At 53.7% G+C, this 23606-nt stretch carries 16 protein-coding genes and 1 riboswitch; of the genes, 10 read left to right on the forward strand and 6 right to left on the reverse strand.

Annotation, left to right across the window (positions count from 1 at the left end; all coding sequences use genetic code 11):
* Positions 1 to 64: 64 nt before the first annotated feature.
* Entirely contained in the window at positions 65 to 613 is a 549-nt protein-coding gene (locus tag AC3Y2E_RS20525) for an AAA family ATPase (protein WP_379213620.1), read from the reverse strand.
* A 262-nt stretch (positions 614 to 875) separates the two neighbouring features.
* Here AC3Y2E_RS20525 and AC3Y2E_RS20530 point away from each other — a divergent pair, with 262 nt between their 5' ends.
* Genes AC3Y2E_RS20530 through AC3Y2E_RS20540 form a run of 3 tightly spaced genes read left to right on the forward strand, consistent with a single transcriptional unit; the run spans position 876 to position 3562 of the window.
* Positions 876 to 1853 carry a glycosyltransferase family 2 protein gene (locus AC3Y2E_RS20530; RefSeq protein ID WP_379213622.1) on the forward strand — a complete coding sequence of 326 codons (978 nt, stop codon included), beginning with the start codon at positions 876 to 878 and terminating at the stop codon, positions 1851 to 1853.
* 60 nt (positions 1854 to 1913) lie between these two features.
* Positions 1914 to 2711 (forward strand): DUF6492 family protein, encoded by a 798-nt coding sequence (locus AC3Y2E_RS20535; protein WP_379213624.1) that lies wholly within the window; start codon positions 1914 to 1916, stop codon positions 2709 to 2711.
* Positions 2708 to 3562, forward strand: a complete 855-nt coding sequence (locus tag AC3Y2E_RS20540; protein WP_379213626.1) for an alpha-1,2-fucosyltransferase — start codon at positions 2708 to 2710, stop codon at positions 3560 to 3562. Before AC3Y2E_RS20535 ends, AC3Y2E_RS20540 begins: the two co-directional genes overlap by 4 nt.
* Before the next feature lie 9 nt (positions 3563 to 3571).
* On the opposite strand, the gene AC3Y2E_RS20545 is transcribed toward AC3Y2E_RS20540, so the two are convergent.
* The 3 genes from AC3Y2E_RS20545 to AC3Y2E_RS20555 form a co-directional block, all read right to left on the reverse strand.
* A complete protein-coding gene (locus tag AC3Y2E_RS20545; RefSeq protein ID WP_379213628.1) occupies positions 3572 to 4558 on the reverse strand; it encodes a glycosyltransferase family 2 protein in 987 nt (328 codons plus the stop codon).
* Positions 4559 to 4758: 200 nt separating this feature from the next.
* Positions 4759 to 5433 carry an HAD family hydrolase gene (locus AC3Y2E_RS20550; protein WP_379213630.1) on the reverse strand — a complete coding sequence of 225 codons (675 nt, stop codon included), beginning with the start codon at positions 5431 to 5433 and terminating at the stop codon, positions 4759 to 4761.
* 50 nt (positions 5434 to 5483) lie between these two features.
* Positions 5484 to 6038 carry a GNAT family N-acetyltransferase gene (locus AC3Y2E_RS20555; protein WP_379213632.1) on the reverse strand — a complete coding sequence of 185 codons (555 nt, stop codon included), beginning with the start codon at positions 6036 to 6038 and terminating at the stop codon, positions 5484 to 5486.
* Between the two features lie 1010 nt (positions 6039 to 7048).
* Here AC3Y2E_RS20555 and AC3Y2E_RS20560 point away from each other — a divergent pair.
* Positions 7049 to 8422, forward strand: coding sequence for an extracellular solute-binding protein (locus AC3Y2E_RS20560; protein WP_379213634.1), 1374 nt, complete (start codon positions 7049 to 7051; stop codon positions 8420 to 8422).
* Between the two features lie 692 nt (positions 8423 to 9114).
* Positions 9115 to 14349: a heparin/heparin-sulfate lyase HepB gene (hepB, locus tag AC3Y2E_RS20565; RefSeq protein ID WP_379213636.1), complete on the forward strand. Its 5235-nt coding sequence runs from the start codon at positions 9115 to 9117 to the stop codon at positions 14347 to 14349.
* A gap of 248 nt (positions 14350 to 14597) precedes the next feature.
* On the opposite strand, the gene AC3Y2E_RS20570 is transcribed toward hepB, so the two are convergent.
* Complete coding sequence (locus tag AC3Y2E_RS20570; protein ID WP_332073306.1) at positions 14598 to 14759, reverse strand: hypothetical protein; 162 nt, start codon at positions 14757 to 14759, stop codon at positions 14598 to 14600.
* Positions 14760 to 14924: 165 nt separating this feature from the next.
* Positions 14925 to 15072: riboswitch (cyclic di-AMP (ydaO/yuaA leader) on the reverse strand.
* A 519-nt stretch (positions 15073 to 15591) separates the two neighbouring features.
* A complete protein-coding gene (locus tag AC3Y2E_RS20575; protein WP_379213639.1) occupies positions 15592 to 16194 on the reverse strand; it encodes a hypothetical protein in 603 nt (200 codons plus the stop codon).
* Between the two features lie 837 nt (positions 16195 to 17031).
* On the opposite strand from AC3Y2E_RS20575, the gene AC3Y2E_RS20580 reads away from it, so the two are divergent.
* The 5 genes from AC3Y2E_RS20580 to AC3Y2E_RS20600 all read left to right on the forward strand — a co-directional run bounded on the left by AC3Y2E_RS20580 (position 17032) and on the right by AC3Y2E_RS20600 (position 23500).
* Complete coding sequence (locus AC3Y2E_RS20580) at positions 17032 to 17820, forward strand: nucleotidyltransferase domain-containing protein (RefSeq protein ID WP_379213641.1); 789 nt, start codon at positions 17032 to 17034, stop codon at positions 17818 to 17820.
* 674 nt (positions 17821 to 18494) lie between these two features.
* Positions 18495 to 18830 (forward strand): hypothetical protein, encoded by a 336-nt coding sequence (locus AC3Y2E_RS20585; protein WP_379213643.1) that lies wholly within the window; start codon positions 18495 to 18497, stop codon positions 18828 to 18830.
* Between the two features lie 49 nt (positions 18831 to 18879).
* Positions 18880 to 19347 carry a hypothetical protein gene (locus tag AC3Y2E_RS20590; protein ID WP_379213645.1) on the forward strand — a complete coding sequence of 156 codons (468 nt, stop codon included), beginning with the start codon at positions 18880 to 18882 and terminating at the stop codon, positions 19345 to 19347.
* Positions 19348 to 19612: 265 nt separating this feature from the next.
* On the forward strand, positions 19613 to 20467 hold the full coding sequence (locus AC3Y2E_RS20595; protein ID WP_379213647.1) for a hypothetical protein: 855 nt from the start codon (positions 19613 to 19615) through the stop codon (positions 20465 to 20467).
* A gap of 603 nt (positions 20468 to 21070) precedes the next feature.
* Entirely contained in the window at positions 21071 to 23500 is a 2430-nt protein-coding gene (locus AC3Y2E_RS20600) for a TOTE conflict system archaeo-eukaryotic primase domain-containing protein (protein ID WP_379213649.1), read from the forward strand.
* Positions 23501 to 23606: the final 106 nt, after the last annotated feature.

A 23606-nucleotide genomic window follows, 5' to 3' on the forward strand; every position in this document is an offset into this window, starting at 1 on the left:
GCGCTGCAGAGCTGCGGTCCTTCCGCTTCCTCTGAAGCGCTTTATTCCTTTACCCTGCGAACCTTTAACGGTCTGAAATGAACCCTTCCTGCCAAATGCGCTTTTCGATACATGCGGCTGTCTCCTCCGCCGTCAGATCGGACGAGTCGAGCCACATGCCGATCCGTGGCGTTTCGTCGCGCAGCACGGCGTCCAGCGCTTCCACCGTCCATTCGCCGTATCCTTTTTTGGAACGGGCGGCTTCTCTTGAGGCGACGGCAGCCGGGTTCGGACACAGCACGACCACATAGAGCGGGCGGTGGCGGACATAGGAAATAAAATCGTCAAGCACGCGGCCGACCACGACATCCTGTACAACGGCGTTGAATCCGGCTTCCCGGTAAGTGTCCGCGGTCTGGGCCGCCAGGCGGTATCTCAGCCGCAACTGCTCCATCTCGTCCTGCCCGGAGTCCGGAGTTATTTCCTTGCGGTTATTTACGATCATTCTCCGGAATAAATCTCCACGGATATGGACGGAGTTGTCGAGCCGTTCGGCGAGCAATTGGGCGACAGTCGATTTCCCGCTGGCCATAATGCCTGTCACCAGGATGGTGCAGGGACGTTCTGGAGGCATCGCGATCGTCTCTCCTTTCCTCTATCAGATTCCCCTTATTATAAAGAACCGATACCGATTCGTAGAAGGGGCAGTTTGAATAATAACGATCCTTTACCGCCGTTCCGTCCCATTCGGACGAACAAACAAAGTCTCCCCGGCTCCCGCCGAAAAGCGGAGGCTTTTTCGCCCTGTCTTTTCCTCTTTCTCTTTCATACTAATAATTGTAAAGAAGCAGGTGAGCTCCATCGGGGCGATCGGCCATTTCGAAGGAGGCGGGAGCTTGAAGCTATCGGTAGTGATGGCCGTGTACAACGGCGAACGTTACGTAGAGGAAGCGATCGGCAGCATATTGGCGCAAACGTATACGGATTTTGAGCTGATCGTGGTCGATGACGGTTCTGTCGACCGGACGAGAGACATCCTCCGCTCCATCTCGGACCCAAGGCTGAAAAAAGTGCTGCTGCCGTACAATTGCGGTGCCGCGATGTCTCTGAATATCGGCGTCTGGCAGTCGACCGGGGACTGGATCGCCATCCACGATGCGGACGACCGCAGTATGCCCGACCGGTTTCAGGTGCAGGCCGAATACGTTCGGGCCCGTCCGGAGCTGATCGTGGCCGGTGCGCAAATATCGTGCTTCGGCGACGCCGACGTCTCCCCGGCCTTGCTGCGGGAGCGCGAGCAGGCGCTGAACCAAGGCGAAAGTACGCTGCGTCGCGATCGTTATTCGGTATGTCCGTTTTGCCACGGCACCGCATGGATCTCCCGGGCGAAGTTTATTCAAGCCGGAGGCTACGATCCCGGTTACAAGATCGCCTATGACTACGATTTGTGGCTGAAGCTGTTCCGGCTAGGCCCGATCGGGAAAGTGGACCGGGTTTTGTACGAATACCGGATTCATGCCAGCTCGCTGTCGAATCACAACAAGCGAAACGCGTTTACCGAGAGGCTCCGCTGCTGTGTCCGCCGAATGTGCGAGTCGGATCTGGCCCGCGTCAGCGGCGTGCCCCGGGTACTTGTGATCGGCGGAGAGTACCAGTGCCGGATTATGAAGACCGAGGTGGCCCCGTATTGTCCGATACACGTACAGGCTTATCACGATTCCGGTCTTGCGGGGAAGGTTCAGTCGTTCGTACACGCAGTCAAGTCGGGTGAAGCAGACGCTATCCTTCAAATGAATCATCCCTCGCGAGCGATGATGACCCCGTATTTCCAGTTCCAGGGACTGGTGCAAAACAAACATTTCTTTAATTTATGACAACCCAGCGTCATGCTGAATCGATCCGGGCAACCGGCATACGATGGAGGAGGTTTCGCCTTGCAGCCCTCGCCTACCGCTTCTAGCGGCACGAAAATCGATATCGTCATACCGACGGTAAGGAAAGACTTGGAAGTATTGCCCTATGTCGTGTCCGGCGCCAGAGCCAACATCCGGCATCCGATCGGGCGTGTCTATATCGTCGCGCCGTCCGATCCCGAGATTCGGACGTATTGCGAGCGGAACGGGTGCACGTACGTCGAGGAGTCGGCGCTCTTGCCGATTACGAAGGAAGAGATCGATTATACGGTGAACGGCATCGACCGGTCGGGCTGGCTGCTCCAGCAGTTTATCAAGCTGAGCGGCGACCGGCTGTGCGAGCAGGAGTGTTATCTGGTCATCGATTCGGATACGGTGTTTATCCGCCCGAACTGCTTCGAGCGCGGCGGCCGAGTCGTCTTCCACACTTGCGATGAATACCATCCCCCGTATTTTGCGGCCTATGAGAAGCTGGTAGGACTGAATCCGGCTTCGTCCAAATCGTTTTGCTCGCACTATATGCTTTTCGAGCAATCCCATGTGTCGCTGCTCAAAAAACATATCGAGAACCGATGGCAGACGCCGTGGTACCGCTCGATTATGATGTGCGTGGACCGGACGCATACGTCCGGGTTTGCCGACTACGAGACATACGGCAATTTCGTTTTGTCGATGGACCCGGGGCATGTGGAGCTGCGCTATTGGCATAACCGCAGCATACCGCGGCCCCAACTGAAGCGGACGATGGAGAAGGGGCTGAAGAAGCTCGCTTTAAGCTACAATACGTTATCTTTTCACAGCTGGAACACCGGGCGATGAAGAGGCGGGCCAGCCGAAGCGGGAGCGGGCGGGAGATCGCGATGTCGTCGCTGGGGAGGAACGGCCGTTTCGGCAATCAGCTGTTTCAGTACGCCTTCCTGAATTTGTATGCCAAGCGTTACGGCCTGCAAGTGCGGACGCCGGCGTGGATCGGGCAGACGTTGTTCGGAGTCCGCGATATGCCGGTCGGCCGAACATATCCGGTTGTGAACGAGAAGCTGATCCCTCAGAAGGAACGGCTGCTTACGTCTGCGGCTCCTCTATACGTGGATGTGGACTTTTGGGGATACTTTCAGCTGCATACGCGTCATTACGCCCCTTACCGCGAGTATATCCGGTCTCTGTTCACGCCCGTTCCATCGGTCGAAGCAAGGGTGGCCTCCGGCGTCGGGAAGCTGCGTGCGATGGGCAAGACGGTAGTGGGCCTGCACATCCGGAGAGGGGACTACTTGAGCCGGCAGGATCATGAGATTTACGGAAAGCTGCATTATCTCGCTCCGGCTTCCTGGTATAGGGTGTGGCTGGATGCCGTATGGAGCGGGCTGGATCGTCCGGTCCTGTTCGTGGCCAGCGACGATCCAGCGGCGGCGGACGAATTTCGCGAATACAACCCGGTGACATCCGGGAGGTTGGCTGCGGCCTTGCCGGAGGCCGGGTTTTATCCGGACTTCTACATCTTGTCGCAATGCGACCTGCTCGCGATCTCGAACAGCACGTTCTCGTATATGGCGGGCATGCTGAATCGCCGCGGAACCGTGTATATGCGCCCGGATCTGAACGCCGGGAAGCTGCTGCCGTACGATCCGTGGAACAGCCCGGTGAATCCGTGGCTTTATTTGATCGGGTATTGAATGTACTTCTTACAAGACGAAGAAGTGATGGTTAATTCTCAGGCCGGCTTGCAGCAGAGAAGCTTTAAGCATTTTCTTCATAGGGCCCTCCAGAACGATGATCCCGTCAATTGATCCTTTCTTGTGAAGAAGGCATGCTTCAGACAGCCTGGTATTGAATTGTTCCGTCACATATTGCAGGGTCTCGATCCCAGTGGAAGGGACGATTCGTTTACGGAAGTTTTTGCAGTGTTTCGATTCGCCGAAGACAATGAAACGGGGGGCGGTCTTGCCTGCGAACTGCCTTCGGATCGCTGCGAGCGAACTCCGGAGCTTCTCTTGCAGCATGACGCCCCAGTTCGAATGAGAAAGCGAGGCGGAGTGCACCCGGTATTGATAGAGCACGGCTTCGATTTTGTCGATTTCCCCGATCTCGAACAATCGCATCCATAGATCGTAATCGTAGGTGACTTTATAGGAGGTGTCATAACCGCCCGCTTGTAGAAACGCTTCCTTCAAGAACAGGACGGAGCCGTGGCAGAGTGGGCATCGTTCATAGCGAATATCGCGGAGCTCATCGCGAGTTACGCCAGAATTATAGAACCCGTCAACATTGCGGAGATGATGGGGAGACAGATTTTGATGGCCGGAGATGCTTTTGATCAAAGAACCAGCAGCAACAAGCTCGGGGCGGGCTTTCACATAATCACTCTGCACCTGCAGTCTGTTTGGAAGACTTAGATCGTCGGCATCTTGAACGGCAATCCAATCCCCTTTCGATTGCTGAACGGCTACATTAAGTGCGTTAGCGGCCCCTTGATTCTGCTTTAAATGAACGATGCGAACACGCGGGTCCGCCACTTGGTCGAGAATGCTTGCTGTCCTGTCCGTAGATCCGTCGTTGACGATAATGTACTCCATATCTTTGTAGGTCTGTGCAAGTATGCTCTTGACCGATTGATCCAAATAAGCCTCGCCGTTATATACGGCCGTAATTACGGAGATCTTCAACAGCAAACCACGTCCTTACCTGTTATATCCGGAGTTAAGCTTTTCGGCAGTATTAATATATGACGCCAAACGGGTTTGAGATACTTACTTGGGACGCTGATCGGCAGGGGATCTGAATGCTGGGCGAAGTGGAAGCAGCTTTGCCGTCTGTAGAAAAAGCCGCATGCATGACTATGACAGTGGCTGCTGCCGCTATGATTCGTCGGTCACGGCAGGTGGCCGAAAAGTTCATTCAGAGACGTTATCGTCCTATGGACGGGGACGGCCGGAGTCTGATGGTGCCTGTTCATCCAGATGCCGGTGGCCTGGAGCGCGGCGCAGGGGGCGATGTCCGCGACGGGATCATCGCCTACGTAGATCAGCTCGCGCGGAGAGGTGCCGGTCCTTTCGCAAGCGATAAGAAATAACGCCGGATCAGGCTTGGACACCCCGGCCTCGCCCGAGGCGACGACGATGTCGAAGAAATCCGCCGCCCCGATCCGTTCCAGCTTGAGCCGCTGCTGAACGGGATCCCCGTTCGTAATGACGCCCAGACGTCTGCCCTCCAATCGCCGCAAGCACGGCAGCACGTCATCGTACGGCTTCCAGCCCGCTTCAAAGTGCCGCAGATAACACTCGAAATGATCCAGTGCGTCCCGATCGGACAGCTCCGCTTGGAGCGTCTCCCTAACCCTCGCCGCCTGCTGCTGCCCGAATGTCAGTTCTCCCCGCAGAAACCGGGAGTAGTGCTCGCTGCCGATCCGGCACCACGACTCATAAAATTCGCCGGGATGGTCAATAAGGCCGTATAAGGAGCGGAATTCGGCGTGAAACGCCATAACCCCGGCATACTCGGCGCTTTTGAAATCCAGCAAGGTGCCGTCCAAATCGAAAAATAACATACCGGGTTCCTCCCTTGGTTCTAGACGAGCACCCGTTACGGCCCAGCGCCTCAGTCCAACATCAAATACCAGAACAGCGCAATTTCGTCGGTTTGTTTGCGGATGCCTTGGTACAGTCGTGTATCGAAACCGCCGATTTCGAAGCCGCAGCTCTCATAGAAGCGGCATGCCCGTACATTGTTGCTTTGTGTCTCCAGCATAAGGCCGGGCATCCCGCCTGCGGCCGCCCAGCGCTTGGCCTGTTCGATCAGCATGCGGCCGATGCCGTGTCTGCGGTATAAGCGGTCGACCTGAATATCTTCGATATAAGCGTAGCGGTTCCAATTGCGTCTCAGTATGATCCGGCCTGCTGCGTGCGCTCCCGCGTATGCCAAATAAACGATTTGATCCGGGTTGCCGATGTACGCCGAGAAGTCGGCCTCTTCGTCTGCCGGTGCCGGTTCGTCCGAGTAACGTTTCGTATAGGCGGGTACTTCTGCAATCTCGTATCCGATTCGTCCGTCTGCAAGGGAGAGGACGAGGGTGGAATCGACAATAAAGCTGTCGTCCAGGCGAAGCCAGTCGTCCGGATCGCCGGCCTGTAGTTCGCGGATCGTAATAGTCATCGTGCATCTCCTTTCCGAGCCGCCTGGGCCGGATCGTGGGGTTGCTTTGCACTCCCTAAACAGGGTAATACAAGCTGGTAATACAAGCTTTCGATACCAAGCTGCCGGTTCCTGCTTCGGGATACCCGGGCTGCCGCTTTCGGGAAATGAGGCGGTGGTCGACCGAGCCGGTTTGCGAGCTGGACTCTTTGCGAGAATGTGGTTTGTAACAAGCCCGAAAACGACTGGATATACATCAGAAATGTTGGGTATGCATGGGGATTGTGAAAAAGGCGGCATTTTGTGATTTGTAAATCATTGTTAACGTTGGTTGTCGGTTTATTAATACAGACGTTTTGATGTTCATATAATTTATAGTTCTCTACATCACAAAGGAGTTTAACCCAATTTTTAGGTGAAAAAATAGTTATATTTCGTTGGAAATGTATTGACTGGCCGTGAAATTGGCTGTATGATTCGAATTAACAAACCTATTACAAATTACAGACGGAAAATGAATAAACTTCCACAGTCGTTAATGAATGTTGTGTAACGCATTACAATATAAAGTGTAGTTTGTATGCCCACACCCCTGTCTTTTACCCGCTCATCCCAGCACAAGCGTACTCCGCTTCCTATCCGTCAAGATCATCACACACCCGAGAACATCTTGTCTCAAAATCAAACGCGTAAGTTGAGTAAAATCGGCGCTGTTAACCAAGACGACAGCAGCAAACGAAGCAGCGACGAAGCCAACTGAGCCCGTCCGACTGCTGATTGACAGCAAAATATATGTACATTACGATCAATTAAAGTTGAATTCGTGAAGGATACCCTTGAAGTGTCCACGATCCGAAGGCCCATCCAATCCGAGAATCCAGAGCCACAACACGATGTTCGAAGCTTCAAGCCATTTTTTCGGAACGGAATGCACTTCTTTCCTTCGTTCAATTTGTATAGGGAATAGGTCGAGCTGAGCCCGGACGTTCGTATGGGCCGGCAGCCGGCTAGTCGGAATGGTGGGGAACTAAATGAGGAAACGTCCCAGCCGATTAACGTTTCAATCGCGGTTGGATGAGATGGTCGGTCTTTTACGAAGCGAGATTCGAAGCGGCCGAAGAGCCGACGGGGAGTTTTTGCCCCCGGAGAAAGAGATGGCCGTTCAGTACCGGTTAAGCAACCAGTCGGTGCGCAAAGGCTTGGAGGTGCTGGTAGCCGAAGGCTTGATCGAGAAAATACCGCGGGTCGGCAATAAAGTGACCGCCCCTGCCCCCGCCGGGAACGTCACGGTAAAGCTGTGCTATCAGAACACGATACCCGGCGAGACCGGCCTGTCGGAACTGCTGGCGCGCTTTCGGACGCTGTACCCGCATATCAATGTGCAGGAGGTGGTACTTCCGGCCAATACGCTCGACATCATAACGCAATATATGGATAACGGGATGCTTGATGTCGTGACGATTAACCAGACGTTATTCCGCGGACTCAGGGAGACGGACAATCTCGACCGTCTGCAGCCGTTGGAGGCGAATCCGGATGTTTATCCGTTTTTGGCCGAAGCGTTTCGGGCGGAAGGGGAGCTGCTGTTACAGCCGTTTATATTCTCGCCGGTGGTGATGTGCTACAACCGTGAACACTTCCTGGACAAACAGGTGCCGGAGCCGGACAGCAGCTGGACCTGGCGGCATATGCTCGACCTGGCGGCAAGACTGGAAATTCCGAAGGAACGGGTCAGCTTGGCGTACTTGTTTTATGCGATTAACCGTTTCCCGCTGCTGTTTCTGCAGCATGGCCTCACGTTCGATCGGGACGACAGCGGGAAGAGGCGGATCGACAGGAGCAAGATAAGCGAGCTGCTCAGACTGGCGCGGACCTTGAAGGAGAAGTTTCCGATCTTGTTCGACGGCAGCATCCGGAGCGATATCGAGACGGAGCAGCTGTTTATGCAGAATAAGGCTTCGATCATCTTGACGACTTATTTCCGGCTTAATTCGTTTAAAGATGCGGAAATTCCGTTCGAGCTGTCGCCGATTCCGCATATGGGCGATCCGAGGACGCTGCTTGTTCATATCGGTCTTGGCATCAACCGGAAAACCGAAGTGCAGGAAGCCGCGCGAACGCTGGTCAAGTTCCTGACGTCTTATGAGACGCAGCTTGCGATTCGCCGCAACACGTATTCGCTGCCTGCGCTGAAGCCGGCGGCGGAGTGGGTTGGGAAGGAAACGCTGCCGCGATCGCCCCGGTTCTCGATGTTCCGGGAGATTTTCCCGACGCTGCGCACTTGCGATGATTTGAAAATTAGCGAGGCCGATATGGAGAAGCTGGTATGGGAAATGCGGATGCATATGGCCGGCTTCGATGACGAGGAACAGTTTTGCACCCGGCTGGAAGAACAACTGATGTGAACCGGCAGCAACGGCCGGATCGGGGAGAGCGGCTCTGCAGACGAGCCTCTTTCTCCGGTGCGGGGTCGGCGCGAGAGACGGGAGAAGGGACAGAAGAGAGCCACCGATTTGCAGCCTGTTGTAAGCGCTGTCTAATGCGAAGCTCAGATCAGAAAACCGATATGGGATACGTAAGGGGAATATAATCAAATTAATTATTTGAATATTCAGTTTATTATAGAGGGGCGTGCTTTATCCGAAGGACGGCATGACGTGGGATGAAGAGTACGAGCTCGCCCAATAGATGTCGTGGACGGACGGGGGCGCCGAAGCTGATGCCGCAGCGCGGCCCGGCGTATTTGTCGATTACTACAGCATGATCAGGAAACAGGGCGATGGCGGGAGGCTCGTACAGTCCCCTTCCTTGCGCCACTATGCCGGAAACCGGTGCCGTTCAAGGATACGCCGGGAGGAAGGTGCGTGAGAGCAGGCCGGGAAGGGTACGGCTTGTTCTCCTCCTTAATAGATCAGGCTTCGTATACAAGGAGGTGAAGATTGGCTCGCGGATCTGCGGGAAAAGAAGAAGGGCGCTTCAAGAAAGGCAGAAATCGCCAACACGGGCGAATAAGAAGGGAACTCCGCACCAGAAAGCAAGCGCATCCAAGATCAGCTCGTCCGAATCGGATCAATCGAGATCGAGAGGAGATCAAGTGATGAAGAAGAAAGCTACGGTATGGCTGCTAGTGCTGCTGCTGTGCCTCGGGATGCTGCCGCCGTTATCGCAGCAAGCGAAGGCCGAAGCGCTGGCTTTATTGAACGGCGGGTTCGAATCCGGACTGGTAGGCTGGACCCGCCTGTTCGGCAATGCCGCCAATATGGCCGTGACCAGCGAGCATTATCAGTCCGGCGGGTTCAGTCTGCGCATCGAGGACAAGGAGAACAATACCGGGTACGCCGTCGTCAGCGGCCGCCATCCGGTCGTGCCGGGCAAGCAGTATATGGCGTCGGCCAAAATCAATATTATCAGCGGACATGGCGCGATTTATTTGTATTTCTACGATGCGGCCGGGGCGATGATCCACAGCGTCTCGTCGGCGAAGTCGTCTCCGTTCGGCTCCTGGACCGACGTTGCGATATCCGCAGTGCCTCCGGCGGGGGCGACGGAGGTCGCCGTCGTGCTGGCTACCGGCATGGCGAACGTCGGCCGGGTTTATTTTGACACGGTTACCTTAAATATGGTCAGTCTGATCGCCAACGGCGGCTTCGAGTCGGGACTTCAGAATTGGAACGCCGCCTTTGGCAGCGCCCAGCGGATGACGGCTGTGACCGATCCGAAATTTTCCGGCTCCTACAGCCTGAAGCTCGACGACAACAGCGCCACGAGCTCGCTCGGCATGGAGAGCGACAAGTTCCCCGTCGTCCCGGGCAAAAGCTATACGGCGGAGGCGCGGGTGAGGGTGGACAGCGGCTCGGCGGCACTTTATTTGCGCTACTACAATGCGGCGGGCGTTCAGCTCGATCAGGTGAGCAAAGGGCAGGGCGTCACCCAAGGGTTGTGGCAAGCGGTGACCGCCTCGATGGTCGCGCCCCCTGGCGCCGCGAAGGCGAGCATTATCGTATATTCCTCCTCGGCCAGCGTGGGGGTGATGTATTTCGACGATGTAAGCCTATCGGACAAGACGATGCTCCAGGGCACAGTGACGGATGCGGCGGACGCGGCTCCGGTGCCGTGGGCGAACGCCTACCTGTATGCGGCGACCGATACGGGCCTGCTGGAGCCGATCGATAAAGCAGTGACGGGCGCCGCAGGCAAATATACGTTTGGCAAAGGAGTCCAGGACGGCAGCTATGTCGTGAGCGTGTCCAAGGACGGATACGTCGCCGGCACGATCGCCGTGGAGATCGGCACAAGCCCGGTTAGCGCCGATCTGGCGATCTCCAAAGATACCGCTGCGGAGCGCTACACGGTGGGCGGCAAAGTCCGCGTGCCGGCTGCGGCGACACCGCTGGCCGGTGCGACCGTCTCGCTGTACGACGATAACGATACCGGTTATACAACATCGCTTGGCGCAGCGGTATCGGCGGCGGACGGAACCTTTACGCTCGACCGTCAGGTCGTGAACGGAAGGTACGTGGCCCGCGCCGTGAAGCCGGGTTATTACACGACGACGTTTCCCGTAACGGTGAACGGCGGCTCTTACACCTCGGTCGACCTGCAAATGCCGGTGAAGATCAACGTCACGGCGGAGAGCATGCCGAAGCCACCGGCGGCCCACCCGCGGTTATACGTAACCCCGGAGCTGGTGACGCAGCTGCAGGCCAAAATCGCCACGCCGCACTTCCAGCCGATCTGGACGAAGCTGCTCCAAGGCAGCTACATCCCGGTATATACCGGGAAAAGCAGCGGAGCCACGCTCGATTTCGAGACATATCCGTTCCCGTCCGCCGAGCAGGCCCGCTATGTGAAGCTGTTCGGCCGGGGCAACTCCGTCAATCAATGGAACTCGATCACCGAGACGGAGATTTATACGCAGGATACGGCCGGCGGGAAAGTGAAGCTTCCGGTGCAAAGCGCGGCCTGGAGCAGCCAGGACCGCCAGTACGACGGCAACAATACGATCGACGGCAACCTGGACGCCGAGTCTCGTTGGTCGGCCGAAGGGGCCGCGGAATGGATCGTGTACGATCTCGGTTCCGTGCAATCGGTCAGCGAGGTCGATATCGCCTGGTATAGCGGCAATACTCGCTTTTCCTACTTCGATATTTACGTTTCCGCGGACGGACAGAACTGGAAGCTCATTGAGCTCGGTTTGGGCAAACCGCCGGGCTGGCTTGATCCGCCGCCGCCTGGAGGGATCAACTACTCCGCCCGCACGAAGCAGGCGATCGAATTTAATGCGATGAAATATTTGCTGCAGGGAGATGTTGCAAGCGGACGTCTGGCGATAGAAGCGATCCAAAACTTTATGGACACGGCCGTCTACGGCGGACTGGATACGTTCCGGCCGATCGGCGATACGATGTTCGCGGCGGCGCTCGTGTACGATTGGTGTTATCCGCTGCTGGAGCCGGAGGACAAGACGGCGATCATAGCCGGGCTGAAGCGGCTTGCGGGCCAGATGTCGATCGGGTATCCGAATATCCGGTACGGCGCGATTAACGGGCACTATTCGGAAAATCAGCTGATGAAAGATTTTCTGACCGCAGGCGCGGCGATTTACGATGAGGACCCGGAGATGTACGATTTGTCCGCCAAACGGTTTTTCGAGGAATATGTGCCGGCGCGCAACTTCTGGTATTTGTCCGGCATGCACCATCAAGGCGCTTCCTACGGCTTCGGCGTCCGGTATACCCCGGAATTGTGGGCGCAGTGGCTGTTCGACCGGATGGGACACGGCAGCGTTTTCGTTCCCGAGCAAGGTGAAGTGATCTATCGCGGGATCTACTCGCGCCGCCCCGACGGACAAATGCTCGTAGACGGAGATACGGGGACCGGGCATAATAACGCCCCCGGGGTGTATTGGAAATATACGCCTGCGCTGATGCTCGCCGCTTCGTATTACAAGGACCCGTATTTGCAGGAAGAATTTATGCGGCAATATATGCCGGGAGCGGATGTGTTGACGGAGATCTTGTTCGTCGATCCTGATCTGCCTGCTCAGCCGGCCGGGGAGCTGCCGCTTACCCGTTACTTCGGTTTCCCTTACGGCTCGATGATCGCACGAACCGGCTGGGAGGCGGACGGCACGGGAGGACGCTCTGCCGACGTCGTCGCCGAGATGAAGATCGGCAGCTACCAGTTCGGCAACCATCAGCATTTCGATTCGGGCAGCTTCCAGCTGTACTACAAGGGTGCTCTGGCGATCGATTCCGGCATGTACGGGGGAACGAACGGCCAGTATGGCAGCGAACACGACAGGCATTACTACAAGCGGACGATCGCACATAACGCGATGCTCGTCTACGACCCGGCCGATCCGCAGTTCGGCGATTGGGCGAACGACGGCGGGCAGCGATATATCCCCAGTGCGACCGGGATCGCGGATTTGCTTGGCAAAAACAATTACGTTAGTCCGGTCCTCGGGCACCAGTTCGGCCCGGACTTGCAATCGCCGAATTTCAGCTATATCAAAGGCGATCTGACCGCCGCGTACAGCGACAAAGTGCAGCAGCACGAGCGTTCCTTCGTGTTCCTGAACCTGAAGGATGCGGATCACCCGGCCGCGATGATCGTGTACGACAAAGTGAAGGCGTCCGACCCGAATTTCAAAAAGTACTGGCTCTTGCATAGTATGGAAGAGCCGCAGGTGAACGGCAGCACGACGACGATCGTGCGGAGCGAAGGCGGATACGAAGGGAAGCTGGTCAATGAGACGCTTCTGCCGGGTCCCGGCGGTGCGGTGATCGAGAAGGTCGGCGGACCGGGACACGAGTTCGACGTATTCGGCATGAATTACCCGCAGTCTACGCGGAGCGCGCCGGGCAACCATACGATTGAGGCGGGAGCGTGGCGGGTGCAAGTGTCGCCGGCTGTGCCAAGCGAGACGGACCGCTTCCTGAACGTGCTGCAGGTGATGGACAACGACGGCACGGCTCCGCTGCAGACGGGAGCGATCGACTCGGAGAAGCTGGTCGGGGCGGCGATCGCCGACTACGCCGTGTTGTTCAGCAAAGCCGGCGCGCGCGAGCAGGGCACCGTATCGTTCGCCGTTTACGGAGGAGGAGAGCGGCAATATGTCGTAACGGACCTCGCCAGCGGTACGTGGAAAGTCTCCGGTGTGACCGGGGAGTTCCACGGAGAAGTAAGCGAGGATGGAGGTGTCCTCTACTTCACCGGTCCTGCCGGAAGCTACACGCTGACCTACATGGGGGCGGCCGATCTGGTGCCGCCGGTTACGAAAGCGACGGCTGACGGCGTGACCGGTCCGGGGACGTTCAACAACCGCGACGTAACGGTGACGTTTGACGTGTATGACCTGCTCTCGGGCGTAGACCGGACGGAATACCGGCTGAACGGGGGCGCCTGGATCACGGTGACCGGTTCGGTTTATTTGCAGACGGACGGCGTCTATGCGCTGGATTACCGCTCGGTGGACCGCGCGGGCAATGTGGAGACGGCGAAGCAGCTTCTGATCGGCATCGACCAATCACCGCCGACGGCCACGATCACCTACAGCAGCACCGTCCCGACCCGAGAGGCGGTGACGGCAGTGCTGACGCCGAACAAACCGGTGACGATTACGAATAACGGCGGTTCGGACCGGTACACGTTTACGGAGAACGGCAGCTTTACGTTTGAATTTACTGACGGGGCGGGCCGCTCCGGTAGCGCCACCGCCACTGTAGCGAACATCGTCGCAAGCAGCACCGGAGCGCCGGGCAAGCCGGTATTGTCCGACGACAACGGACGTGATACGGGCATACGGGACGGCACGTATACGGTGACGATGAACATGTGGTGGGGCCATAACGGAACTGCCTACAAGCTGTATGAAAACGAAGTGCTGCTCGACGCGCAAAGCTTGATCGACCGCGGACCGAACGCCCAATCCACTGTCACGAATGTCACGTACAGGGACAACGGCACGTACCGGTATTATGCGGAGCTCAGCAACGCCTACGGGACGACGCGAAGCGACGTGTTGACCGTGGTCGTCTCGCAAGCGGCACCCTCCCAGCCGGTCCTCTCCCACAACAACTGGGACGGCGACGGCCAATATCAGATCGAGATGAACCTGTGGTGGGGGACGAACGGTTCGACGTACCGGCTGTACGAGAATGGAGCTGTGATCGATACGCAGACGCTGGCTGTCCGTACGCCGCAAGCGCAGCGGGCCGTCACGACGGTCCAGGGCAAGCCGCCAGGCGTGTACGAATACCGGGCGGAGCTGGCGAACGCATCGGGAGCGGTGTCCAGCGCGGCACTGATCGTCCATGTGGTGAACTGAATCGGCGGGGCTGACCTCAACGTTGTAGGCAAAACCGGGAACGTCCCAGCTTCCGCAACAAAGACCTCAAATTCCACTGTACAGTGGAGGCTGAGGTCTTTTTTTCGAGAAAAAGCAGTTCGATTCAGCTGTGGGAGCGGAAGAGGGCGTGGGACAACACGAGCGGTACTGCCGCAGCTGAGCGCCAAAAACGAAGGAGCATAGCTTCCAGCATGCGGTTCGCTGGCCGGGCTATGCTCCTTTTTCATTTAGTCGGGCAGTACGAAGAAATTTTTGCCGAATAATTGCGATACGTCCTCTTCTGCAGCGGGTTGGTTTTTCCGGCGGGCCAGTGCTTGAATGAACTCGAAGGCCGCCTTCTGGTCGCGTTCATCCAACTTGTCGAATAGATTCACCAACTTTTCTTTCATTGTAAATCCTCCTCTCAGAATCAAAAGTGAAGCAGCTCAAACCGACATGACAGCACAGTTGACAGGGGAAGGAATACATATAGATGTTTTTCGTTAGTTTTCCGCTTTTTTGCCTGATGAGAGCGCAAAAAACACAAGGCTAGACCTTGTGTTCGAAAACAAATCTATCCTCCCCACCTTCGCCTACGAGGTTAGCTGACGGATTCGGGCGGTGAGAAATCGCCCTTCGGCACGTAAAGGTACGGCCGATTCACCCCATGTACATTGGTTCCCCCGTTTTTCTTCTTAGAAGAAAACTCGGCGACTACAATTATTGAGTTATACTCCATTATAACGTGTTGTCTGGCTAACTGTAAAGATTTATTTTTGGAATTGTCCGAATATGGGATGGATGAAGATCGAAATGATGATGATTTCGGAACGGGCAAGGATCGCAATGCCAAGGAAAGGAAAGGCAAAGCAAGGATCGGGCCACCGGGTTTTCCGTTCGATCCGTTTGGGAATAGTATGGCTTTGCTGCAAATTTCTAACCATTCCAATTAGAATGAAGCCGAGGTTAAAGGCTTGCGAAAACAATGGCACCAGATTCAAGCCATACCGACAGCTTTCTCTTATCACCCGCTGGCTGTCCGCCGTAGACCTGTACGGATGAAGTACTTCATCGAAGATTTAACTTTTGTTGCCGACCGATGGTTCCGATTGGGTCGGGCAGGGGGAGCCCGGCGCAGATGATCGACTGCGTTACAAGGCGGAGCTTCGAACATCGTGGACGCGGCGGGATATGCGGGGACGAAGCGGTTTGGATTCCCGTTACCGCGGCGAACGTCACCTGTTATCTCCTCCCGCCCCGACTTCTGGAGCTTGCTGTAAGGTTTTCCCCGAGGGGGGCGTCCATAGCTTGATCCAAAGTATTATCCCGAGCGTTCTCCCTAGCTTTCTCCAGAGTTTTCTCCGAATCGGCCCAGATCCGACGCATCCATATATTGTTGAGCACGAGAACCGCGATGATGATCCCCATGCCGGATAGAACGGACAGGTCGCCCAGCGGCACGACGGTGGCGTTCAGCCAGCTTACATCCTGGTAGGCGATCGGCACCACGATCATGCACAGGGCGCACCCCGCCAAAGAGACGACGTAGATGAAGACGCACAACCATTTGATCAGCGGTCCGGAACGGAATCCGATGCGAACCAGATCGGATAAGGCGAAGAACAGGCCGGCCAGCAGGAAGCTGGCGATCACCGGCGGCTCGATCTCCACCAGCTTCGTAGACTTCAGAAAACCCAATATTACATAGCTTACTGCTATAAATAAGAGAAGCAGCTCGCCTTGACCGGGAATACCGGGCAGCGGCAGCCGTTGCTTCGGAGGTTTGGTTTTGACGTAGGTTTGCATTCTTCTCGGCGTTTCGCGCTGAATAGAAGGTTCCGGCACGGGATCACTTCCTTTGTCCATATCGGTGCTGCAGAACGGATGAATAAGCACATAGCCTATTCTATCACGATGAGGAATAGACTGGAAATGCATATCGGCGCATATGTGAATTTAGCCGGACAGTAGAGGGGAAGGTGAGGGGTGACCCAGTGGGAGCCAGGCCCGTTCTCGGGTTGAAAATGCGGCATCACTCCGGGCTGTCCCCTCATGGGCGGCGGGGAAATCGAAATAGAAGGTTTTAGAAGCTGCTAATTTTTCCAAAAGGCGCTTTTGTACTTGTTTAAGAGATAATAGGGACCTTTATTCTCGGACAAATGGGTGGCGGATGGACTTTACGGTTCGAATAAGAGCTGCTGCCATTCCTTAATTCCCCATCAAGCTGATTTTGCCAAGAAATAAAAGCTGCTAAAGACCCTTAAGTGGTTCTGCAGCGGCCATAAGGAACAAGTTTGCGCTGCGAATTCCCGAATTCGGAAGGGCTCCTGCTTCAAGATTCATCCGAAGGAAGAGAGCTCCAGCAGAATATTTTATATTGACATAAATTGGTTTCCGGCATATGATTGCCATTATCTAACTCAGAAGGAGGTCCGGGCGGCATGTTCGATCAGCTAACTTACACACTGAATGCTATTCAAGATAAGAAGAATGAAGGTCAGTTCGTCAGCCAATTGAATAGGCTCATCCCCGCTCAACGGACCTGCCGGTCTGTATTCAGGTGAAGGTTATTCCAATCGTACCGTCTGGGTCCGGTTGGCGTAAGTTCATTTTGTATCTGTTCGGCCATGGACTTTGGAGTCGGTGGCTTTTTTGCATTCATTTTGGTAAGGAGGGACTGCCGTGTCCGAGTATCAACGAATCATTCAAGAGGAGCTTCACCAGATCGAACAACAGGAGAACGTCCGCATCCTATACGCCTGCGAGTCGGGGAGCCGGGCATGGGGGTTCCCGTCCAAGGACAGTGACTATGACGTGCGTTTTCTATACATAAGGCCGGTGGACGGGTACCTATCGATCTTTGACAAAAGGGACGTCATCGAACGTCCGGTGAGCGAACTGCTGGATATAAGCGGCTGGGATCTCCGCAAAGCGCTGGTGTTGTTCCGCAAGTCGAATCCGCCGCTGCTGGAATGGTTGCAGTCCCCGATCCGGTATCTCGAAGCGTATACGGTGGCGGAGCAGATCCGAAGCTTATCGCCGTTAACCTTTTCCCCCAAATCGTGCACGTATCATTACTTGAATATGGCGAAGGGGAACTTCCGGGAGTATTTGCAAGGCGAGCAGGTGAGGATCAAGAAATACTTTTATGTGCTGAGGCCGGTGCTTGCCTGCGGCTGGATCGAGCGCTACGGAACCATGCCGCCGATGGAGTTCGACCCGCTCGTAGAGGCGCTGGTGCCGGAGGGCAGCGAGCTGAGAGAGGCGATCCGGACGCTGCTCGTCCGCAAGAAGGCGGGAGAAGAGCTGGACTACGAGCCGAGGGTGAACCCGATCCACGACTATTTGAACGACAAAATCAGCTACTTCGAGCAGACGGCCGCAGCGATGAAAGCAGCCGAAGGGGAGCACGACAGCCAGCTCGACGAGTTGTTCCGGCAGGCATTGCGGGAAGTATGGGGGGAAAGATGAGAAGGAGGAGTTCGTCATCGAGAACGGTAAGCTGGATTATTACACATAGCTTTATTTCTACGAGAGAGTGGATCGACATGAGTGAAGCTGCGAAATGTAATAGGCGGCTTGCCAGCATATTTCCAGAGTGATATGCTTAGAATAGAAAGCAGGAGTCGGGTGCCACCGACTCCCTGTACAAACACTTGGGCGGGGTTCCTCCTAAGTAATTGCTTGCTTGGAAATAACCCGCACCGTGGCAGCTAACCTGGGCGGGTTATTTTCGTTTCAGGTAGGTCAGAAGCGCGAGAAGAAACATCGAAGGGCAAAATGACTTCGTGCAACGAAAAATTCATACGCATTCCCCCTTTCCGGAGGAATACGAAACCGCCCAAGTTCAGTTGTACAACCTATATTCTAAGAGTAAAGAAAGTGTTTCAGCGAAGCTGAACACTTTCTGCTCGCAAGAAAAGCTACCGCTTACGCAGGGTCATTCGTCGTGGAAAAGGCTCCGCATAGAAGCTTTTCTTACCACAAGTCGCTCTTGAGCGGCTTTTTTCTTTTCTATTACTGGGACAAATAATGAACGCTTGACGAGTGAGCAAACTTTGTCGAATTTTAAAATAAACAGGTGCAACTTTCCAAATCATTCGTCGTATATATATTCCATTATACCCAACTAAAGGAGTAATGGAATGCGAACAGTTATGGCTTGGATTAAGTTTCTTATTGTGATCGGACTGATCCTGGGCGCCGTGTACACGCCTTTTTATTTGTACAACAAACGATTCCCACGAATGACCTTAGAGCAGTATGGTCAGCTCGAAATTGGCATGAATGTAGTAGATGCCATAACGGTACTCGGCCAGCCAGGTTATTTAACCACGGACAATACCACAACGTTGTTTACGATTCAAGAATACGTCTATAAAGAGAAGTATCGAAAGACGTTCAAAACATTCATAGATCCTCCGAAAATTACGCTGATGTTTATTAACGGCAGACTGGAGCAAAAAAACTGGGAATCTTAGAGTCTGCAAGGTGCGCTGTTGCCGCACGAACATACGGAGAGGTGAAGGGTTGAACATGATACGGGCGGTTAAACGAATTGCGCTGGGTGTACTGCTGCCAGCCATGATTTTGACATCATGCGGGGGAGCGGACGAATCGGGAGATAGCTATACCGGATACCTGGTGCCGAAGGTGGAATCTTTTGAGGAATTTCAAAGCTCGGTTGAAGTCATTCCATACGACGAGCTGAAAAGAAATCCTAGCTTACATAGGTTGAAGAAGGTCGAGCTTACCGGAAAAATCATATATCTGAAAGAAGATGGTCACTTTATTAATCTCAAAGTACATGTACCAAGCGAAGATCGAAATATTTTACAAGTAAACTTAATTGACGTACATTTTGTCCGTGCCTATGGCGCGGAGCGAATTGTGCTGAATGACACGATAACACTCTGGGGAGTTGCAAAAGGCCTGCAAGAATACGGAATAGAATCAATCCCCGTCGTGGATGCCAAATTTATTGCTGTTCATAAGTAAATGTAAGTTAACGAGCTTTGAAGCAAGCGTAAACGTAACCATTCATTTAAAACAGGAGTCCAGAGAGCCATCGAGCTCATGGGCTCTTTTTTGATCGCTACATGGAGAAGCGTCCCGTTGAGATCATTTGGAAACAGGTCGTTCATCTTCTACGACTAACGCTGTAGGAAAAATGTTAAACCTTGTCGAATGGGTATTAAGAAGTGAATCTAAAGAACCAATCTAGTAACCGGAGATCATGATTTTACGAGAGGGGCATCTACAGATGAGCGCAGTTCAGCGGTTGGTGGATTTTTGGAGAGGGATCTACGAATCACCGGACCCTATGAGAAGAATCCGGGAACTGGAGGGAAACTACCCGCAGGAGTTGATTGATGAGGCACAGACTCCGCACTTCTTATATCCCGAGCCTTTCTACGGGCCGTTGGAAGAAGATATGTCGAACGACTTGCTCGTCCTGCTAATGAATCCCGGTGCCGTTAGGGAAGTGGACAACTATTCCAGCAAGATTAATCATAACGTGGTAGAAAGATATAAGTCGTGGAGAAGAAGCGACTTCCTTCAAGAATGCGGATGTCTGGACACAAAGCCAATTCCGATTCCAAGAACTCGTTCTATATGTAAAGAGTCATGCCCTTTGCATGGAATCCACGCCAACGGATGCGGCTGGAGAAGGACCCGGTATCGCGAAGCCAAGTTCGATGTAGGCCTAAGCTTCGATTTCCTTCATACGATGGAGTATATTCCGTACCATTCCAAGTGGTATAAGGAAATGGACTCCGTAAGAGGTTGGATGAACCGGGCAACAGCAACGAACCTATCCTTCGACGCAGTCTATGAGATTGCAACCGAACGCAAGGTTAAGCACATTGTCAGCTTGGGAGCGGCTTGGATCGATATATTGTCGAGCAGAGGTTTCCAGCCTGAAGAGGATATGCAAGTCCGTAATTCAAATGGTAACGTTCTGGGCAGATTGCTGAAATATCAGCTGACAGCGGATGCTCTTCCAATCGTAATCCACCTTTATCCCAGAGCTGTCCGGCTACCGTCCCATCCTGAGGTAGTTAACGAGATGCGTCGGATGCTTGGACTACCCCTGAAGGCGGATAAGCCCGAATAGTACAAGAAAATCTCCTACGCCACTCAGCGAGGACACAGTCGAGCGGGTCCAGCACTCATCTTTCAATCGAAGATGGGGGTGTCCGATTGGAGCGAATGCAGGGGGAATGGGTTGAAAACTACGCAACAATTGGCTTGCCAGCATATTTCCAGAATGATATGCTTAAAATAGAAAGCAGGAGTCGGACGCCACCGACTCCCTGTACAAACACTTGGGCGGGGTTCCTCCCGAGTAACGTTCTAAACAGGAAATAACCCGTCACCTGGCGCTAACCTGGGCGGGTTATTTTCGTTTCAGGTAGGTCAGAAGCGCGAGAAGGAACATCCCGAGCAAAATGACTTCGTGCAACGAAAAATTCATACGCATTCCCCCTTTCCGGAGGAATACGAACCGCCCAAGCTCAGTTGTACAACCTATATTTTACATAAGTCGCGATCTAGCGGCTTTTTCTTTTTATTTTTCCTTCGCAAAGTAAAGTATTGATCCGTTCAAAAGTTACAAGACTTGCTTCTCCTATTTTTGGAAAAGCGGGCACTTGAAATTTTTCCTCCAATCCTATGATAAAATAAGGGGTATAAACTCTCATGATCCTTCGGAGGAAATATGAATAAACACTTGGAGCAGCAGCTTGCTCGGGCTTGGAGTGAAATAGAAGCACTTAAGCAAGAGAATCGTTTGCTTAAACTCCAATTATCCAAGTACATCAATCTGGAAGAAGCTGCACCAACACAGAACCCTGCTCTGCCCGTCAATGAATTGGAACCAGAAGCATTACCGGCAGGCCGCGTTCATCTCCATTCGAGTCCTGAGGAAAAGATAGCTTTATTCCGTTCGCTATTCCGCGGGAGAGAGGACGTTTACCCGGTCAGGTGGACGAGTAGAGCTGGTAAATCCGGATATTCCCCGGCGTGCCAGAATGAATGGACGTCTGTTTGTAAGAAGCCGCAAATCAAATGTTCGGATTGCACTCATCAAGCTTTTGATCCCGTGTCCGATGATATAATCGCCCGGCATCTGGATGCAAAAATAAATCGCACCCTAGGCGTCTATCCTATGCTCCAAGATGAAACCTGCTGGTTTCTGACTATGGATTTTGATAAGAAAAACTGGCAGCAGGACGCTGTCGCAGTGATGGAAACCTGCAGAGAATGGCGTATCCCTGCGTCCCTGGAGCGATCTCGTTCAGGCGATGGAGGGCATATTTGGCTGTTTTTTGATCAGCCCATAGAAGCAAGCATAGCCAGAAAGCTGGGATGCGCCATATTAACGAAAACGATGGAGCGGCGGTACCAGATTTCATTAGAATCCTACGATAGATTATTTCCGAATCAAGATACGCTTCCTAAAGGCGGATTCGGGAATTTGATTGCCCTTCCGTTACAGGGAATCCCTCGGCGTGAGGGAAATAGCGTCTTTGTAGATGAACAATTCCGGCCGTATGAGGATCAGTGGAGCTATCTCTCGCGAGTGGAGAAGCTTTCTGTCGAACGAGTGCAGAACCTAATTTATGATCTGACCAAAGGGGGATCTCTGCTTAGTATCGATACGTGGAGCGAAGCGGAAGATGACGAGCGTCATTGGGTGCAGACAAGTGCCGACAAACAAGTACCTGCAATAGCAGCCCCTTTACCGCCGCAAGTCCATATAGTTTTATCCAATATGCTTTACGTGGAAAAGAAGGATTTGCCGTCTGCTTTCATTCATCGGCTTCAAAGTTTGGCCGCTTTTCAAAATCCGGATTTTTATAAGACTCAGGCTATGAGGCTGCCAACGTACGGTAAACCCAGAGTTATAGGATGTTACGAGGATTTTTCCAAGTATATCGCGATTCCGCGAGGGTGCTTGGAGAAAGTCGTCGATCTGATGAAAGCTCATCATATTCATGCGGTCGTATCGGATGAGCGCAATCCAGGAAGTTCGATTGAGGTGTCGTTTCACGGAACGCTTACTATGCTGCAAGACGGTGCTGTCCGATCCATGTTGGCACATGACACGGGAATTCTTTCGGCAACGACCGCCTTTGGGAAAACGGTAGCGGCCGCCTCGATTATCGCCTCCAGAAAAGTAAATACTCTCGTACTTGTTCATAGAAGAGAGCTGATGGACCAATGGAGAGAGAGGCTTTGCACTTTTTTAAACCTCGATCAGAAGCATATAGGCATCGTAGGCGGCGGTAAAGACAAACGATCGGGTATGGTGGATATCGCCATCATCCAAAGTTTGAATCAGAAGGGGAACGTTAAGGACTATGTCGAGGAGTATGGACAAATTATCGTAGACGAGTGCCATCATGTATCGGCCTTCAGCTTCGAGCAGGTTTTGAAAAAGGTCAAAGCCCGATATGTCCTAGGTCTAACGGCAACTCCAACGCGGCAGGACGGACATCAACCCATCGTACTTATGCAATGCGGCCCGATTCGAATTCAAATTGACGCCAAGTCTCAAGCGCAAGCTCGAGGAATGGAACATAAAGTGATTCCGCGGTACACGAATTTCCGTATACCGGCCGGTACCGCAGCCTCCGGTATTCAAGAGGTGTATCAGCTACTGGTGCAGGATGAGGAACGCAATAGCATGATTTTTGATGATTTGCTGAAGGCCTTGGACCAAGGGAGGTCCCCGATCTTGCTGGCGGAACGTACCGCACATGTAGAATACTTCGAGAAGCGGTTGAACAAATTAGCTAAGAATGTAATCGTGCCGCGTGGCGGAATGGGGAAAAAGCAGCGTGAAGCAGTAAGGGAGCAAATAGCTGCCATACCCGATAACGAGGAACGGGTATTTATCGCAACCGGCAAACTGATCGGCGAGGGCTTTGACGATGCGCGTCTGGATACGCTATTCTTAGTACACCCGATCTCGTGGAAAGGAACGCTTCAGCAATATGCAGGGAGGCTGCATAGAACGCACGAGAGTAAGCAAGTTGTGCAGATTTACGATTATGTGGATTTGCAAGTACCATTACTTATGGCTATGTACAGAAAAAGAGTCAAAGGGTATCAGGCAATGGGCTATCATGGGATGAGTCTTTGAATAAAGCGTGTTGACGATTAAGCGGCTGCCACCCCGGCAGTCGCTTTTCTATATACAACGTAAAATAATTTTCATTTTAAGTTATCGATGCTTGACGCACTATTTT

The organism is Paenibacillus sp. MAH-35 (assembly GCF_058135425.1).

Bases quoted from the DNA above. Each gene is read 5' to 3' on its own strand.
- AC3Y2E_RS20595 (WP_379213647.1), top strand. From the start codon at position 19,613: ATGAGCGCAGTTCAGCGGTTGGTGGATTTTTGGAGAGGGATCTACGAA.
- AC3Y2E_RS20585 (WP_379213643.1), top strand. From the start codon at position 18,495: ATGCGAACAGTTATGGCTTGGATTAAGTTTCTTATTGTGATCGGACTG.
- AC3Y2E_RS20525 (WP_379213620.1), bottom strand. From the start codon at position 613: ATGCCTCCAGAACGTCCCTGCACCATCCTGGTGACAGGCATTATGGCC.
- AC3Y2E_RS20570 (WP_332073306.1), bottom strand. From the start codon at position 14,759: ATGAAAGAAAAGTTGGTGAATCTATTCGACAAGTTGGATGAACGCGAC.
- AC3Y2E_RS20600 (WP_379213649.1), top strand. From the start codon at position 21,071: ATGAATAAACACTTGGAGCAGCAGCTTGCTCGGGCTTGGAGTGAAATA.
- AC3Y2E_RS20560 (WP_379213634.1), top strand. From the start codon at position 7,049: ATGAGGAAACGTCCCAGCCGATTAACGTTTCAATCGCGGTTGGATGAG.
- AC3Y2E_RS20555 (WP_379213632.1), bottom strand. From the start codon at position 6,038: ATGACTATTACGATCCGCGAACTACAGGCCGGCGATCCGGACGACTGG.
- AC3Y2E_RS20540 (WP_379213626.1), top strand. From the start codon at position 2,708: ATGAAGAGGCGGGCCAGCCGAAGCGGGAGCGGGCGGGAGATCGCGATG.
- hepB (WP_379213636.1), top strand. From the start codon at position 9,115: ATGAAGAAGAAAGCTACGGTATGGCTGCTAGTGCTGCTGCTGTGCCTC.
- AC3Y2E_RS20550 (WP_379213630.1), bottom strand. From the start codon at position 5,433: ATGTTATTTTTCGATTTGGACGGCACCTTGCTGGATTTCAAAAGCGCC.